The organism is Christensenella sp. (genome assembly GCF_034927525.1).
Lineage (GTDB): Bacteria > Bacillota > Clostridia > Christensenellales > Christensenellaceae > Christensenella.
Genome location: NZ_JAYFPU010000147.1, coordinates 1 through 2,096 on the forward strand (window position 1 = coordinate 1; position 2,096 = coordinate 2,096).

The following is a 2,096-nucleotide window of genomic DNA, read 5'->3' on the forward strand; positions in this document are numbered from 1 at the left end:
ATGCTCCGATAGTATAAAAATCCAATAAAGCCGCACAGGAAGAAAGATGGGGAACCCCAACTGGTTAAAACCAACTGTAAAGTCAGTAGATTGACCTGTGTCACCACCATACCATTTTCTGGAAATGGGTGTTTTATTGGACAATCATAGCGTAATCGTAAAGCACCCGTCGTTGGGAGATTTGGACGTGTGCTTTTGTTTTACAGAAGCAGACTTTGATGATCAAAAGAAAAAAATAGACGAGAGAGGAGTGCGGGATGGAAGACGTCCAATGGGGAGGAAAAAAGGGAATTCTTCAGAGAAGTATGCGGGTGTTGTGCCTTCTGTTGGTGGGGATCTTGTTATTGTCCTACGGCATTGCCGGGGTCCTGGCAAGCGGCGCCAGCAGCGGAGGAACCGCCATCATAACGGTGGAGCGGCAGAGCCTGGGACAGGGGTTTTACCTGGAGCCGGTATCGGTGGAGTTTGATGCAGGGGAGGATGGCGCTGCCATTGTTGAAAAGGCGCTGGAGAATAAGGTGACATTCGCCTTGGACGGCAGCGGGATCCAGTCCATTTCAGGAGCGGATACCGGCAGCGTCACCATCCCGGAAGCCGTACAGGCATTGACCACGGCGATCTTACCGACAATCGGCAACACGGCAGCAGCGGGCACCTTAGGGAGTGGGGCTTACACCTCAGGGGGGCATTGGGCCCTGACCCTGAATGGAAAAAGTCTGGAGAGCCTGTCGGAGTATAGTCCGATGGATGGGGATATCCTTCGAATCCGGTACAGTCTCTTAGAGGATGGAAAGGATCTGGAGCTTTCTAAAAATGCAGGTGATGTAGATCGTATTTTAGAGCTCATCGCCCAGACGGACCGCAGTATCGCAAAAAATGATACAGCCTGCAGCACAGCGCTGGCAGCCCTTTCCAAAGTGGATTTGAGTGGGAAGGAAGCCAGGGCCATTTTTGGCGTCCTGGAGGATGCGCTTTTCGCTGAAGAAGCCGTTGAATCCACCGTGGACCAGCCAACGGCCAATACGGCGGCTGAGCCAGAGGTTAAGACAGAAGAAACCGGACAGGCGAAGGCAGAATCCAATGTGGCGTTACAGGCTGAGCTGGCCGCCCAGGCCAAATCCCTTCGGGAAAGCGCCGGAACCAATGATATAGAACGGATGATTAACACCAGCGCGGCGGCCATCCTCTCGGGGTTTGAACAAACGCCTCCGGTATTAGGCACCACAGGCGGGGAATGGTCCATCCTCGTCCTGGCCCGTTCAGGATTGGGGAATCAGAACCTGTACAATACCTATTACAATAATGTCTGCCAGACGTTAATCGATAAAAAGGGCGTTCTCCACAAGGTGAAATATACGGAGTATTCCAGGGTTATCCTCGGTCTGACCGCCATCGGGAAGGATGTCACCAATGTTGCGGGGTATAACCTCCTCAGCTATTTATCGGATTTCAACAATGTTAAAAAGCAGGGAATCAACGGTCCCATTTGGGCACTGATCGCTTTGGATTGCCATGCCTATAAAATACCGGACAATCCGGAGGCCAAGATTCAGAACACCCGCCAGGTCATGATTGACTATATCCTGGATCGGGAAGTGAATGGCGGGGGGTGGACCCTCAGCGGAACCAAGGCAGACCCGGATATGACGGCTATGGCCCTTTACGCCCTGGAGCCCTACCAGGACCAGCCCGCCGTTAAGGCCGCCTGCGACCGTGCCTTTAGTGTCCTTTCCCAGGTCCAGGTTGCCCAGGGGGATGATGCCGGGGGCTATGCCACCTTCGGAACAAATAATTCCGAAAGCACGGCCCAGGTCGTCATGGCGCTATCCGCCTATGGCATCGACCCAGAGACCGACAGCCGCTTTATTAAAAACGGCGTCAACACCGTGGATGCGCTGAGCCAATACTACCTTGCGGATTCACCCTATGGTGCCGGCTTTATGCACATTAAGCCGGGAGGAGGGGATAATGGCGGTGCCGCCGCCGGCGTCCGGGATGCCATGGCTACGGACCAGGGGATGGAAGCCCTGATCAGCCATCAGCGGGTATCAGAAAATAAAACCCAGATTTTTGATATGACGGATATTGAAATCGAA

At 53.5% G+C, this 2,096-nt stretch carries 1 pseudogene; it reads left to right on the top strand.

Features of this window, described 5'->3' with window-relative positions:
* Positions 1–257 precede the first annotated feature (257 nt).
* Positions 258–2,096 (top strand): annotated as a pseudogene (locus VB081_RS06005) (hypothetical protein); the annotation flags it as partial.